This is a genomic window from Streptococcus oralis subsp. dentisani, from assembly GCF_002096335.1.
In the GTDB taxonomy this organism is placed as follows: domain Bacteria; phylum Bacillota; class Bacilli; order Lactobacillales; family Streptococcaceae; genus Streptococcus; species Streptococcus oralis_Z.
Map to the genome: position 1 here is coordinate 100433 of NZ_NCUW01000029.1, position 14453 is coordinate 114885.

Consider the following 14453-nt stretch of genomic DNA (forward strand, 5'->3'; position numbering starts at 1 on the left):
GCCGGGCTAAGCCCCGCCCTCCTAGGTAATTACTATTTATATGAATTAAGCGTTGTCGCCTTCTACAACTTCAACGATTTCTTCTATTGAATCTGCTTGAGCTTCTGAAGCTGCAAATTCTGCTTCAACTGCTGCTGCATCTTCACCTTGACGTCCTTCGATGATAGCGTCAGCCAATTTAGCTGTGATCAATTTAACAGCGCGGATAGCGTCATCGTTAGCTGGGATGATTACATCGATATCATCTGGGTCAGTGTTTGTGTCAACCATCGCTACAACTGGGATTCCCAATTTTTTAGCTTCTTTAACAGCGATTTGCTCTTTATGTGGGTCAACTACGTACATAACATCTGGGATACGAGGCATATCTTCGATACCACCCAAGAATTTTTCAAGACGTGCACGTTGTTTGTTAAGAAGTGCAACTTCTTTCTTAGGAAGAACGTCGAAGATTCCTTCTTCTTCCATACGTTTGATTTCTTTCAAACGAGCGATACGTTTTTGGATAGTTCCCCAGTTAGTAAGAGTTCCACCCAACCAACGGTGGTTGATGTAGTATTGACCTGAACGTTCTGCTTCTTCTTTAACAGCGTCAGCAGCTTGTTTCTTAGTACCAACGAACAATACAACTGCATCGTTTGCAGCTGCATCACGCATGAAGTCATAAGCTTGATCTGCGTATTTTACAGTTTGTTGAAGGTCGATAACGTGGATACCGTTACGCTCAGTGAAGATGTACTTAGCCATCTTAGGGTTCCAGCGACGAGTTTGGTGACCAAAGTGAACACCAGCCTCAAGAAGTTGTTTCATTGAAATTACTGCCATGAGTATTTCTCCTTTTTGTTTTTTTCCTCTTCTTGACTTCGACTCGCAAAACGACCCAAAGGCAACTGTTTCACAATTCATCAAGAATGAGTATTATCGTTTACACGACAAGCTTTATTCTACCACATTTTTGCGATATTTTCAAGTGGTTTTGATATATTTCGGCCTTGCTTTCAATTAAAAATAATAAAAGAGACTCAAATCGAGCCTCTTCGTTTCATTCATTAGTTTGGATAGATGTAAGTAACATAACCTTCAGATGTTGTAGTTGGGTTGAACCAGCCACGTTTGTTACCGATTGTACGATCTCCACCGTAGTTTGATTCTGATACTTGGATACGAGATGATGATGAAACTGCTGTAACAACCGCTACGTGTCCATAACCACCATCATTCCAACATGCAATCGCACCAACTTGTGGAGTTGATCCTGTACGGAATCCTGCTGCAGCTGCACTTGTTGCCCACTGAGCTCCGTTACCCCAGTAGTCTCCAGCCCAAGGTGCCAATGTTTTAGCTCCCCAAGTACATTCACCAGTTGGGTAACTTGATGCATTTGAGCTATATGTTGGACGTTGTCTAGCAGGAGTTGGAGCAGGTGCTGGAGTGTAGCTTGAATCTTCATCATCTGATGTTGATGTCGCTTGCACTTGAGCTGAGAAGCTTGTATTTCCTGAAGCAACTACTGATTGTTGTTGGCTTGTTTGACGTGCTTTGTAAGCTGCTTCTGCTTCAGCTGCTGCTTTTGCTTCTGCTTCTGCAGCTGCTTTTTGTTCTAGCAAAGTAGCTTTTTCGCCTTCCGCAGTAGCTTTCTCAGCAGCAAGGTTCAACTCAGCAACTTTCAACTCAGCTTGCTTAGTTGTCAATGTTTGAGCATCGTCAGCAAGAGTCTGTTGGTTGGCAATTACGGTATTGATAGCTTCGTTATTCGCAACTTGTTTTTCAGCAATTGATTTTTTATCAGCCTTTTGTTGTTCCAACATTTTGTTGTTAGCAGATACAATCTCGCTCATAGCTGCAACACGTGAAATAGCTTCAGTAATTGATTTTGAGTTTACAATTGTGTTGATGTAGCTAGTCGCAGCACCGTTTGTTTGTGCGCTACGAGCTTGTTTTTCCAATGAGTCATTACGAGCAACAATGTTCTTAGAAAGTTCTGTAATTTCTCCTTCAAGTTTCTTAGACTCGGCTTGAAGTGTTTCATTTTCAGCTTGCAAGCTTGCTTGTTGTGTTTGAATAGCTGTAACTTGCGTTTGGATTTCATCTACTTCTTTTTGAGCTTCTTTTTGTTTAGCTGTCAAATCACTAATCTTACTATCTTGAGCAGCAATTTTTTCATCTGTTGTTTCCGCACGGACAGTTGTTAATACCGCAGCTTGAGAAAATAACATTGTACTTAACAAAAGTGACGCTAAGATTTTTTTCTTCATATTCTGTCAATACTCCTTCTATTTAAGACATTACTAGTATACCAAAAAAAGACATAATAAATATTACGCCTTTGTTACATTTATATTTCTTTCTTATAGATAAATTTTTTCAAAAATAAATTGAAAAATCGCCATCCATAAAAAGTTCAGAATCATTGACGGGACAAGGCTATAGACGATGAATACTGGCATGGAATCTACAGTCAGTCCCACAGCAAGAGCCAAAAGATAGCTCCCCATATCAAACAGAAAACTGATCACAATAATGGTCAACATCCTTGTCCAACGATTTGTCAAAATCACGCTGTTAAACTTGTGGAGCGAAGCACCAATCAAGATAAACAAAAGCGTGGCAATTCCAATCAAGTGGAAAAAATAAATATCGTAAACCAAACCCACTATACAACAATAGGCTAGATAGAGATACTCCGACACCTCGATTGTCTCAAATAAGAGAAACAAGAATAGAAAATGACTGGCTAAATGAAAGTGGGGGAAGAAGGATCCCACCAATTGACCAATATGAGCATCAACTAGAACAACAACGGGGAGTAAAAAGAAAATACCAACTTGTTTTAACAGTCTCATTGTTAATTCCCCACTAACTCTACCACATGAAGATTTTTGGTGTCAGCACTCAACTTTACTGTTACCTCTCGTGTTAGATAATCACTGCTGTGCGTTGTGGCAACAACCTCGCCAACAGGAATATCCTTAACATTAAAGTTTCCGAGCCCCCCTGTAGTCACCTTATCTCCCGCGCTAATATCGCTGTTACTATTTAATTGACTGATTTTAAGAAGTTCAGATTCCTTGTCATAACCAACGATAATTCCGTAAATTTCAGTAGAGCCATGCAGGATTTTAACGGAAATCTTGTCGGAATTTTCAGTGTTTGTCAATAGGTTTACAGTTGTTGAATGTTCCTCCACCTTTGAAACACTACCAATTAAGCCCCCGTTTGCAATGGCTAACATATTTTCAGAAGCTCCTTTTGAACTTCCCACATCAATTGTTAATTCTTGCTTCCAAGACACTGGAGCTCGCATAATCACATCTGCTGCTATGGTTTTTGTAGCCTGCAATTTTGACTTCATATCCAGCAACTGACGTAGTTGTTCATTTTCAGTTTTTAAACTTTCTGATTGATTAGACTCCACTTCTAGTTGGTAGAGTTGTTTCTTTAGACTCTCGTTTTCATTATAAGCCTGCGTCAAATGTCCCAAATCTGATTTGAAAGAGTCAAACCACTGAAAGGGTTTTTGAACAATTCTATCTACTAATGAAATTCCATCTCCTAGTTTTGTCACAATAGCACTTGAATAAGTTGTCACTAATAGTACGGAAACTGCCAGAACTGTGACAAAAACGATGATTAGATATTTTGATTTTTTAAAACGGTTCATATTCCTACCTTTTTACTAAAGATCTACTACTGTGATTTTTTTATCAATCTTATAAATCCACTAAGATTTTAAGAAAAATAAGAAACAACCCAGCACCAGAATCACAAGAATCGCCAGTGTATCCTTTTGGCTCCATCTCAACTGTCTATACTGACTTCTGCCCTTTCCTCCCTGATAACCACGCGCTTCCATGGCTATTGCCAATGAATCTGCACGCTTTAAGCTAGTAGCAAAAAGAGGAATTAAAATCGGAATCATAGCCTTTACTTTTTGAACGATACTGCCTTCGCCAAAGTCAACTCCACGGGCTTTTTGAGCATTCATAATCCGCGTTGTGTCATCCATCAAGGTTGGAACAAAACGCAAACTCATTGATAACATGAGACCAATTTCATGAACGGGAACTTTCAAACGTTTCAGAGGCGCTAAAAGAGATTCAACTGCAGCTGCCAAACTCAAAGGCATGGTCGTTAACGTTAGCAAGGTTGAAAAGAAAATAATCAACACAAAACGACAGAAAATAATCCCAGCTTGTTGCAAAGCATAATCCGTTATTCTTATAAAAGAAAACTCAAACAAAACATTTCCACTTGAAATGAAAAAGAGTTGAAATAGAGTCGTAAAAGCAATCAAGAAGAACATGGATTTCAATCCCTGAACAAAAAATGAGAGGGAAACGCCCGACAAAGCGATAAATATACCTGTTGCTACAAAAAGAATGAGATTGGCGAGGGGATTATTAGCCCAAAATACAATCAAAATCAACAGGATCATAGCGAGTAATTTACTACGGGGATCCAAGCGATGAATGATGGAATCTCCTGGTATATATCGCCCTAAAATCATACTATCCATTTAGCGACTCCTTAAACTCCTCTATCTTGATTGGCAGTTTGTTAAAAGCTACACCTCTATCTGCCAAACGTTTACAAAAGGCTGTGATTTTAGGCACACCTAACTGCACATTTTCCATAGAGGCTACATCTTGGAAGACATCACTTGGTTTGCCACTTTTGACCAAGCACCCCTTTTCCATAACGTAAACCTGATCAGCATACTCAGCTACGTCATCCATCAAATGCGTTACCAGAACGATTGTCATTCCAGCATGGTGAAGTTTTTTAAACAGGGTCATCAATTCTTTTCTGCCCAAAGGATCTAGTCCAGCTGTTGGCTCATCCAAAACCAAGACAGTAGGCTCCATCGCTAGCATCCCTGCTATAGCCACACGTCTCATCTGACCACCCGAAAGTTCAAATGGACTCCTCTCAAAGAGTGACTCAGCAATGCCCACCAAGGCTAACTTTTCACGCGCAATTTTCTTGGCTTCCTCCTCAGAAACTCCAAAATTTTGTGGTCCAAACGCAACATCTTTCAAAACAGTCTCTTCGAAAATCTGATTTTCAGCAAATTGAAACACTAGACCGACTTGCTTTCGAATCTGTCGAATTTCTTTATTGGTTGATGTAGGAGTAATGACAGTATCAAAAACTCGAACAGAACCCTTACTTGGTACCAATAGGCCATTTAAAAGCTGTAAAATCGTCGATTTTCCACTACCTGTATGTCCTATCAAAGCTGTATAGGAGCCATCCTCAATCGTCAAGGAAACATCAGTCAAGGCTGATGAAGATAGGGGGGTTCCCTCTTGATAGGTAAAGCTCACATTTTCTAGAGTAATTCCCATAGTTTGTCCTCTAGCTCTCCTTCTGTCAAATAGCCATCCGGCAACTGATAGCCAGTCTCTCTCAAAGATTCTCTCAGTTGATTCGTAAAGGGATCATCTAAGCCTATCTGGTCAAGATCAGCCCGAGAAAAAAGTTCTCTTGGGCTGCTGGTTGACTCCACTTGGCCTTTTTTCATGACCAAGACACGATCACTCATCGCAACTTCTTCCAAGTCATGCGTAATGGAGACGACTGTCATCTGGTAGTCTTTTCGAATCTCTTGAACTGTCTGAATCAGTTCTCTTCGCCCCTCGGGATCCAACATACTTGTAGCCTCGTCCAGAATCAAAATAGCTGGTCTCAAAGCAACAACTCCTGCAATGGCCACCCGTTGTTTTTGTCCACCAGATAAGCGAGCTGGTTCTCTCTTCTTAAAGTCCAGCATACCCACTAACTCCAAGGATTCAGCTACTCTCTTCTTCATTTCTTCACGAGGAAGTCCCTGGTTTTCTAAGCCAAAGGCGACATCATCTTCAACAGTTGCCCCCACAAATTGATTATCTGGATTTTGAAAAACCATACCAATTTGTCGACGCAAGTCCCAAACATTCTCAGAAGACAGCAGTTGGTCATCTATCCAGATTTCTCCAGACTCTGCTTCAAGCAAACCATCAATCAAACGAATAGTTGTTGACTTTCCACTCCCATTATGACCTACAATTGAGAGCCACTCCCCACGTTTCACGTGAAACGAGACATTATTAACATCATAATGATCTTGGTCTTCCTTATAACGAAAAGACAGGTCTTTTACTTCAATAATCGATTTCATTTCGAACCAAACGTCCCTTTGAATACATGAGCGCTACCCTTGAAATAATCATAACCAGAGTAGATAGTAAAAAACAAAGCGATATAAAGCAACAGTTGCCCAATTAAATTCCAATGTAAGAGCAAAAAGATAATCGCAAACATTTGACTAAAGGTTTTGATTTTCCCTGGCATCGCTGCTGCTAGAACTGTCCCTCCTGTCTCAACGAGCAACAGACGTAGACCTGTCACAGCGAGTTCACGGCAGATGATAATAGCAACAACCCAAGCTGGAGCCATACCCAACTCAATCAACATGATAAAAGCTGACATAACCAACAACTTATCAGCCATTGGATCTGCAAACTTTCCAAAGTTGCTAACCACATTCCATTTACGAGCAAGATAGCCATCGAGATAATCTGTTATACTAGCAACTGCAAAGATAATCGCTGCCAGCAGGTGACTGCCTTGTGAATGACCCAAAGTCAAAACAAGAATAAAGAGAGGTATAAAGAGAATTCTACCAATAGTTAATACATTAGGAATTTGTTCTTTTTTCATTGATTTTTCCTTAATCTGTAGTGAATGTAAGTGTTACAGTTCCAGTCTGAGTTGTCAGCTTGGAAGTATCAATCGTTTGATTGTCCACAGTTAAAGCAACTCCCTTCACTACACCCAAAGTAATCGTCACAGGATTTTTCGTCGAAACTGTTGTTTTTGCGTTTTTATTGTCTGCTGACAAGGTCACACCACCTTCAAGGTCACTCCCTGAAACACTAACCCAGCTAGTTGCATCTGAAACTGTTAGCTGAATCGTAGCCGTTTCCTTACTTGATTTATAGTGTGCCTCAATATGATTGCCCTCACCCGAAACCGTAATTTTTGATTCTAGGGTAGAAGATGTGCTAGATGTCTGACTGCTAGAAGATGAACTAGACGAGGTTGTTGAACCAGTTGAGTTCACAACACTATAATTAGCTGAAGAAGGGCGCATTGGTTGAGTCTGGATATAATTCCAAACATAATAGGTCACAAAAATTAAAATCGACAAAGCAAACAGAACGAAGTAAAACAGAGGGAGATAAGACGTTTTTTTCTTATTTGACCGTCTACGACCAGACAAGTCTTCCTCATCAACATCGACCTCTTCATAGGTAATCATGCTTCCCGAATCATAGGCATCCAAAATGATTCGCTCGTCCAATTCAACCGCCCAGGCATATTTTCTTAAAAAAGAACGAGCATAAAATGGACTAGGAAGGCGATCAAAATCATCAGCCTCCATAGCCTCTAATAAATTCATCTGAATATCCGTTTTTGCCTGCAGTTCTTCTATACTCAATCCCTGATTAATTCTGGCTAAACGCAGAACCTCACCAATCGTTTTTTTTCTCATACTTAACATTCCTTCTTAACTAATATTCTTATCTATTTTAGGATGGAAAGATAGTAAAATCAATCAAATCACCATCATCTATCAAACGATGCCCAGCTTCAAGAACATCGTCTAAAGTAATTTCTTGTAAAATTTTTGGTAAATCAAAAATAGTTTCCCCTCTGTCGACTGGTTCATACTGTGTCGCAATAAACTCCAAGGAGTTCATGCTACTAAAAAATTCCCCAAACATCTCACTCTTAACAAGATCCAGATGTTCCTCTGTAAGATCTGAATCTTTCGTGAAGTTGAGAATAGCCTTTCGAAATTGATGCGACAACGAAACAGGTTCCTTGGTATCCATCGTCAACATCACAAAATGAAAGCGACTATTCACTTCTACCTCTAAGGACAGCGAGGCATCCAACTTCCCTGTCTCATATAACTTTTGAAATCGCTCAGAAGTCCAACCAAACATCATCGTAAACAGTAATTTTAGCAAAACATTATAACGGTAGCAATCTTCTTCTGCCACCTCACCTGCTCCTCTAATTCCAACAGCAAGTTTTGGTGAAGAAACTTCCATCCGAAGGCTATCTGTTTCTTTGACAGCTTGTAAAGTAAGCTTCTCCTTCCTTACTACCATTTCCTCCAAGTCCCCAAGTTTCTTTTGCGAAAAATACTTCTCAACCGTATCTACATCAAAATTTCCAACTAAAAACAAAGACATGTTGACAGGTTTGTAAAAGGTTGTAAAGTTATCTTTTAAGTCATTTAGCTGAATATTGTTAATTGATTTTTCACTTCCAACAATATCAGCTGCCAGAGGAGTATTGGGATAAAGATTTGCTAAGGTTGCAAAAAACAGACGCGAATCTGGATCGTCTTGGTACATCTCACGTTCCTGTTGGATAATTTCCTTCTCTCTCTCAACTGACTCTTCTGTAAAATGCGCAACTGTTACCAATTCTTCAAGCAAATCCAAATTTTCTGATAACTGATTTATTGTTGAAAACAAATAACTCGTCTTTGTAAAACTTGTAAAAGCATTGCTATCAGCTCCCAAGCGTGTAAAAGACTCCATAATATCTTCAGCATTTTCTCTCTCAAACAGTTTATGTTCAAGAAAATGTGCAATTCCAGCTGGATAAGACTGTAAACCTTTTTCATATAGTGTAAAGCTTGTATCTACTGATCCAAATTGAACTGTTACAACCCCGTAAACTTCATTAAATTGTTTCTTAGGAAGGAGAGACACTGTCAATCCATTTGATAGACGAGTCTGATAAACCGTCTCCTTTACAGCAGGATAGTATTTTTCTTCAAAGGTAACTGGTGTCATTCTATTCCTTCCATAAAGTATATCGCTTGTAACCGAACACTATTTGCTGCTTTGCAGATAGCTTCTTTGTCAACTTGGTTTAATTTTTCAACCCAACTGTCAAAATCTGATGTGGATTTCCCTAACAGACTATTCAAATAAACTCGCTCGATTAGTGAGGTCTGACTATCTTGCGCAAGCAACAAGGTTCTGCGAATCATCTCCTTGGTCTGTTCAATCTCCAAATCTGTAAAATTACCTTTTTTTAGTTCAAGTAATTGATGATTCATCAATTTTCTGGCTTGATTGCGATTTCCCCGATCAATGCCAGCGTACATCCTCAATTGACCACTAAACAAGTCCAATTGACTGGAGATAGTGTAGGCTAGACCAGCATTTTCCCGAACATTTGTAAAAAGCTTAGAATGAGCAAAACCACCTAATAGACCATTCATTACTACTATGGCCAAATGATGCTTGTCTCCATAGCTCGTAGAACAATGGTAAGCCAATTCCAAAACGGATTGGCCTACATTCTTACGAATCATTCCTTCCCGAAGGACATTTGAATATGGTTGTTGGTACTGAGGCTTGACATCAATTTGACGCCCAGTAAAGGAGAATGACCTCAACCACTCCTTCACTTCTACTTCATTAAAATCACCCAAGAAAAAGAAATCAATTCGATCATTTTTCAGAGCATCTTGAAAACAAGTGTAACTACTTTCTGGGGACTCATTTGAAATACGATTTCGTAAATCACTGTATCTCAATTTAAGACGTTCATCATGGAAGAACAAGCTATCCAACTCCTTATGAGCAAAATAAAATGAATCATCCATATCAGTAGCTAAGCTAGCCAATAATTGTTTTTTTTCAATTTCAAATAAGGCTAACTCAAAAGCACCATCTTGAACTAAGGGGGCAAATAAAGTCTGTTTCACCAATTCCAAAATTCGAGAAGTCAAGACATTTTTCTTACTCAAAAACTCATCCCGCACATAGGTAAAGGTTAAATCAAGAACATGTGCCTGTCCCCTACGATAAGTACTCGTAGAAATATCTGTTCCATACAAACTTGCTAAATATCTACGAAAAACTTGAGATGTTGGGTAAGCTTTATTGGCAGTCTCCAACATACTCGCACTTAACATGCGTCCTGCTACTGTCTCAAGAGATAAGGGAGCAGTAAAACGAACAGTAATTTTATTTGTTTTAAACTGTTTGGATTGAACAAAATGTGCTGAAATACCAGGCACTAACTCCATACCTTACCTCCTTACATATAGAGTTCTATTATACCATGAAAATCAAAATTTTTCTTGTTCTCTTTATAGCTTTAAAGAGTAAAATCGTTTTCATTTTCAGTAATTTTGCTCACTTAATTCTAAGAAATATGGTATAATACCTTAGATTGAGGTAAATTATGGAATACAAATTATTTGAAGAATTTATTACGCTCCAAGCCCTTCTAAAAGAGCTTGGAATTATACAAAGCGGTGGTGCTATTAAATCCTTTTTGATGGAACATCAAGTTTACTTTAATGGTGAATTAGAAACTAGACGTGGGAAAAAAATCCGTATTGGAGATGAAATTGACATCCCTGATTTAAAGATTGACATCACCTTGACACAACCAAGTTTAAAAGAGCAAGAAGAATACCAAGCAGATAAGATTGAAAAAGAGCGGATTGCTAAACTTGTCAAAGAGATGAATAAGGGTGTAAAGAAAGAAAAACAAAAAACTACTTTATCACCTAAAACCAAACAAGCTCCACGTTTTCCAGGAAGATAATCATGTGGCTCCAACATTTAACAATTAAAACCTTTCGAAACTACAAAGAGACAAAAATTGATTTCAATCCAAAATTAAACGTCTTTTTAGGTCAGAATGCACAAGGAAAGACCAATATTCTAGAAGCAATCTATTTCTTGGCCTTAACACGTAGTCATCGTACTCGGACAGATAAAAATCTCATTCATTTTGATGAAGAACAACTCCATCTTTCTGGCTTGCTACAGAAAAAAACAGGTTCTATCCCTCTAGAAATTGATCTAACACCGAAAGGGCGTGTGACTAAAGTCAATCATTTAAAACAAGCTCGCCTCTCAGACTACATCGGACATATGAATGTGGTTCTCTTTGCACCTGAAGATCTCCAGTTAATTAAAGGAGCGCCCTCCGTTCGTCGAAAGTTTATAGATATAGAACTGGGACAAATTAAACCAATCTACTTGTCAGACTTGTCAAACTACAACCATATACTCAAACAAAGAAATACCTACCTAAAATCCAGCCAAAAGATTGACGAAACATTTATGTCGGTCTTAGATGATCAGTTAGTAGAGTATGGTTGTCGCGTCATAAAGCATCGGATAAAATTCATTAAAGACTTAGAAAAATTTGGTCAAAAAAAACACTTAGAAATTTCAAATCAATCAGAAAAGTTGTCAATATTTTATCAATCAACTGTCAACTTCACTAATGAAGAAGTCTTAATGGATTCTTTTAAAATAGCTTTAGAGAAAAGTAGATCAAGAGATTTATTTAAAAAGAATACTAGTGTTGGCCCTCATCGAGATGATATTGCTTTCTATATCAATGGTATGGATGCTAGTTTTGGAAGTCAAGGGCAACATCGTAGTCTTGTACTTTCTATCAAACTAGCAGAGATTGAACTAATGGAAAGTATTACCAACGAGTCTCCAATACTCTTGCTTGACGATGTTATGAGCGAACTTGACAACACACGACAATTAAAATTACTAGAAACTATTTCACAATCTATCCAAACCTTCATCACGACAACAAGTTTAGACCACTTGCAAAACTTGCCAGAAAATCTTAGTATTTTCAACATCCAAAACGGTAAAATATCTGTAAATTAAAATTGACACCTCTGTAAAAAGAACTCCTGAATTTCAGGAGTTCTTTTTTACTTCTTACATGGAGTAGTTTGGCGCCTCATTAGTGATTTGTACATCATGAGGATGGCTTTCTTTCAAACCAGCCCCAGACATTTCAATAAATTGAGCGTTGTCGTGCAATTCTTTAAGGTTAGCTGCACCACAGTAACCCATACCAGAGCGAATACCACCAATCATTTGGAAGACGATATCGGCTGCAGCACCTTTATAGGCAACACGACCTTCAATTCCTTCTGGAACGAGTTTGTTTGCTTCATTAACAGAACCTTGGAAGTAGCGGTCACTTGAACCTTTCTTCATTGCAGCGATTGATCCCATACCACGGTAAGTCTTGAACTTGCGTCCTTGGAAAATTTCAGTTTCACCTGGTGCCTCGTCTGTTCCAGCAAACATGGATCCAAGCATAACTGCATTTCCACCTGCAGCAAGGGCTTTTACAATATCTCCAGAATACTTGATTCCTCCATCAGCAATGATGGTCTTTCCATACTCACGCGCAACTGCTGCAGCATCATAAATTGCTGTCACTTGTGGGACACCCACACCGGCAATCACACGAGTAGTACAGATAGAACCTGGGCCAATCCCAACCTTGACAACATCTACACCTGCTTCATAAAGGGCACGCGCTCCTTCTGCTGTTGCAATATTACCAGCAATCAAAGTGCGATCTGGGAAGTGAGCACGAATTTCAGCAATTTTACGTAGAACTCCAGCAGAATGACCATGTGCAGTATCAATAACAATCGCATCCGCTCCTGCCTCAAAAAGAGCCTCTGCACGTTCAAATGTATCTGAAGTGACACCAACGGCCCCCGCAACTAGCAGACGACCAAACTCATCTTTGGCTGCATTTGGAAACTCAATAACTTTTTCAATATCTTTAATAGTAATCAAGCCAGAAAGACGGCCTTCTTCGTCAACCAAAGGAAGTTTTTCAATACGGTGTTCTTGAAGAATATTTTCAGCCGTTGCAAGATCTGTGCCAACAGGAGCAGTGACAAGATTTTCACTAGTCATGTGATTTGAAATTGGTTGATTATAATCTGAAATGAAGCGAAGATCTCGGTTTGTTAGAATACCAACCAATTTACGATTTTCAAGTGTTTCTACAACTGGAACACCACTGATACGGTAACGTCCCATCAGTTCGTCTGCCTCAGCAATGGTATGTTCTGGAGTCAAGAAGAATGGATCAATAATAACACCATTTTCAGAACGTTTTACCTTGCGAACTTCATCTGCTTGTTGCGCAATTGACATGTTTTTATGGATTACTCCAAGACCACCCGCACGAGCAATGGCGATAGCCATTTGACTTTCTGTGACTGTATCCATGGCGGCTGTAATAATTGGGATATTTAAAGTCAGATTATCTGCCAATTTTGTTGTTAAATCTGTATCATTTGGCAACACATGACTTTCTGCTGGAATGAGCAATACATCATCAAAGGTAAAACCTTTTTTTAAAAATTTAGTATCCCAATTAGACATTGAAGTTTCCTCTTTTCTTTCTTTTTGAGCTTGACTCTTTTTTGTATTGTATCTATCATACCATTCTATGAAAATTTGTCAATTATATTTATGGCAGAAAACATAAAAAACTATCTCTGTAATTCTATAGAAGAGATAGTTTTACGATTCATATTTTATCTATTATTTAAAATAATTTAACCCCATTGCACCCTTAACCTCAGACAGAGTTTGACCTGCAACTTCGCGAGCTTTTTCACTCCCTTTTTGAAGCATATTGTACACTTCACCCATATCCTTAGCAAATTCGATACGGCGCTCACGAATAGGACCAAGTTCGCGTTCAAGTATTTCAAGTAGATAACGTTTTGTCTTCACATCACCAAGACCACCACATTGATAGTGTTCTTTCATCTCTGCAATTTCTTGAGCATCTTCAGGACGACCAAAAACATCTAAATAATGGAAAACCATATTCCCTTCAATCTTGCCTGGATCCTCAACCCGAATATGATTTGGGTCTGTATACATACTCATGATTTTTTTACGCAAGGTATCAGCATCATCAGCTAGATAAATACCATTATTGAGGGATTTAGACATTTTAGCATTTCCATCTAGACCAGGCAAACGTCCTGCTCTCTCATTTTCTGGATAAATACCTTCTGGCTCAACCAAAACATCACAATTATAAGCATTATTAAAGGAACGAACAATTTCACGAGTTTGTTCAATCATTGGTTTTTGGTCTGTTCCTACAGGAACATAATTAGCCTTAAAGGCTGTGATATCTGCTGCCTGAGCGATTGGATAAACCAAAAAACCTGTCGGAATACTTTCCCCAAATCCTTTTTGAGCAATCTCTGTTTTTACTGTCGGATTACGCTCCAAACGAGCTAGTGACACCAAATTCATATAGTACATAGATAGCTCAGCCAACTCTGGGATCTGACTTTGAATAAAGATAGTTGATTTACTTGGATCCAATCCAACTGCTAGGTAATCCAAGGCAACATTCCCAATAGACTCTACAATCATTCGAGGATCTTTGGCGTGATCTGTCAAGGCTTGTTGGTCCGCCAAAAAAACAAACATGTCATACTTATCTTCTTCCTGTAGTAATACTCTATTTTTTAGACTACCAACATAATGTCCAATATGTAGTTTACCTGTTGGACGGTCTCCTGTTAAAATAATGGGTTTCGTCATTTTTTT

General features: G+C 38.8%; 15 protein-coding genes. 2 read left to right on the top strand and 13 right to left on the bottom strand.

From position 1 onward, the window contains the following. Nucleotides 1-45 precede the first annotated feature (45 nt). From rpsB to yfmF, 11 genes are all read right to left on the bottom strand, one after another. A complete protein-coding gene (rpsB, locus tag B7709_RS05205) occupies nt 46-825 on the bottom strand; it encodes a 30S ribosomal protein S2 (protein WP_000268475.1) in 780 nt (259 codons plus the stop codon). A gap of 224 nt (nt 826-1049) precedes the next feature. Continuing rightward, nucleotides 1050-2255, bottom strand: a complete 1206-nt coding sequence (gene pcsB, locus B7709_RS05210; protein WP_061453886.1) for a peptidoglycan hydrolase PcsB — start codon at nt 2253-2255, stop codon at nt 1050-1052. A gap of 93 nt (nt 2256-2348) precedes the next feature. Then, nucleotides 2349-2843 carry a rod shape-determining protein MreD gene (mreD, locus tag B7709_RS05215; protein WP_061453885.1) on the bottom strand — a complete coding sequence of 165 codons (495 nt, stop codon included), beginning with the start codon at nt 2841-2843 and terminating at the stop codon, nt 2349-2351. Nucleotides 2844-2845: 2 nt separating this feature from the next. Continuing rightward, nucleotides 2846-3661, bottom strand: coding sequence for a rod shape-determining protein MreC (mreC, locus tag B7709_RS05220; protein ID WP_084971989.1), 816 nt, complete (start codon nt 3659-3661; stop codon nt 2846-2848). Between the two features lie 60 nt (nt 3662-3721). Then, nucleotides 3722-4516: an energy-coupling factor transporter transmembrane component T family protein gene (locus tag B7709_RS05225; RefSeq protein WP_084971990.1), complete on the bottom strand. Its 795-nt coding sequence runs from the start codon at nt 4514-4516 to the stop codon at nt 3722-3724. Beyond that, nucleotides 4509-5348 carry an energy-coupling factor transporter ATPase gene (locus tag B7709_RS05230; protein ID WP_084971991.1) on the bottom strand — a complete coding sequence of 280 codons (840 nt, stop codon included), beginning with the start codon at nt 5346-5348 and terminating at the stop codon, nt 4509-4511. The genes B7709_RS05225 and B7709_RS05230 overlap by 8 nt, the downstream gene beginning before the upstream one ends. Then, nucleotides 5333-6160 (bottom strand): energy-coupling factor ABC transporter ATP-binding protein, encoded by an 828-nt coding sequence (locus tag B7709_RS05235; protein WP_084971992.1) that lies wholly within the window; start codon nt 6158-6160, stop codon nt 5333-5335. Before B7709_RS05235 ends, B7709_RS05230 begins: the two co-directional genes overlap by 16 nt. Then, nucleotides 6157-6702: a CDP-diacylglycerol--glycerol-3-phosphate 3-phosphatidyltransferase gene (gene pgsA, locus B7709_RS05240; protein WP_084971993.1), complete on the bottom strand. Its 546-nt coding sequence runs from the start codon at nt 6700-6702 to the stop codon at nt 6157-6159. Before pgsA ends, B7709_RS05235 begins: the two co-directional genes overlap by 4 nt. 10 nt (nt 6703-6712) lie before the next feature. Then, on the bottom strand, nt 6713-7537 hold the full coding sequence (gene rodZ, locus B7709_RS05245; RefSeq protein WP_162279161.1) for a cytoskeleton protein RodZ: 825 nt from the start codon (nt 7535-7537) through the stop codon (nt 6713-6715). Between the two features lie 37 nt (nt 7538-7574). After that, nucleotides 7575-8858, bottom strand: a complete 1284-nt coding sequence (yfmH, locus tag B7709_RS05250) for an EF-P 5-aminopentanol modification-associated protein YfmH (RefSeq protein WP_084971995.1) — start codon at nt 8856-8858, stop codon at nt 7575-7577. After that, on the bottom strand, nt 8855-10105 hold the full coding sequence (yfmF, locus tag B7709_RS05255) for an EF-P 5-aminopentanol modification-associated protein YfmF (RefSeq protein ID WP_084971996.1): 1251 nt from the start codon (nt 10103-10105) through the stop codon (nt 8855-8857). Before yfmF ends, yfmH begins: the two co-directional genes overlap by 4 nt. Nucleotides 10106-10263: 158 nt before the next feature. On the opposite strand from yfmF, the gene yaaA reads away from it, so the two are divergent. Together yaaA and recF are read left to right on the top strand one after the other, a co-directional pair. Continuing rightward, the gene (yaaA, locus tag B7709_RS05260; RefSeq protein WP_084971997.1) at nt 10264-10632 is read left to right on the top strand and encodes a S4 domain-containing protein YaaA; all 369 of its coding nucleotides are present in this window, start codon (nt 10264-10266) and stop codon (nt 10630-10632) included. Between the two features lie 2 nt (nt 10633-10634). Next, nucleotides 10635-11726 (top strand): DNA replication/repair protein RecF, encoded by a 1092-nt coding sequence (recF, locus tag B7709_RS05265; RefSeq protein WP_084971998.1) that lies wholly within the window; start codon nt 10635-10637, stop codon nt 11724-11726. 54 nt (nt 11727-11780) lie between these two features. On the opposite strand, the gene guaB is transcribed toward recF, so the two are convergent. Together guaB and trpS are read right to left on the bottom strand one after the other, a co-directional pair. Further along, on the bottom strand, nt 11781-13259 hold the full coding sequence (gene guaB, locus B7709_RS05270; RefSeq protein ID WP_084971999.1) for an IMP dehydrogenase: 1479 nt from the start codon (nt 13257-13259) through the stop codon (nt 11781-11783). A gap of 162 nt (nt 13260-13421) precedes the next feature. Beyond that, nucleotides 13422-14447, bottom strand: coding sequence for a tryptophan--tRNA ligase (trpS, locus tag B7709_RS05275; protein WP_084972000.1), 1026 nt, complete (start codon nt 14445-14447; stop codon nt 13422-13424). Between the last annotated feature and the right edge of the window lie 6 nt (nt 14448-14453).